1 protein-coding gene is annotated in these 392 nt (G+C 63.0%); it reads right to left on the reverse strand.

Going from position 1 to position 392, the window contains the following annotated elements; all coding sequences use genetic code 11:
• On the reverse strand, window positions 1–392 hold a 392-nt coding region (locus tag ACLEJU_RS28730), incomplete at both ends, for an AMP-binding protein (RefSeq protein WP_440776789.1).

Consider the following 392-nt stretch of genomic DNA (forward strand, 5'->3'; position numbering starts at 1 on the left):
ATACATCCAGCATCGAGGGGACGAAGTGCAAGGTGGTGACGCCTTCGTTCTGGATGACCTGGCGCAGGTACTCGGGATCGCGGTGTCCGCCTGGGCGGGCCATGACCAGGCGGGCGCCGGTCTGCAGCGGCCAGAGGAACTCCCAGACCGAAACGTCGAAGCTGAACGGGGTCTTCTGCAGCACCACGTCATCGGCGCCCAGCTGATAGGCGTCCTGCATCCACAGCAGGCGGTTCACCACCCCGGCATGCTCGTTCATCACGCCTTTGGGCAAGCCGGTCGAGCCTGAGGTGTAGATCACGTAGGCCAGATGGCGTGGCGTCAGGACTGCAATCTCGGGGTTACTTGCCGGCTGGTCATTCCAGCTTGGCTGATCCAGGTCGATGATCTGC

It is taken from the genome of Pseudomonas sp. SMN11, from assembly GCF_052041945.1.
Lineage (GTDB): Bacteria > Pseudomonadota > Gammaproteobacteria > Pseudomonadales > Pseudomonadaceae > Aquipseudomonas.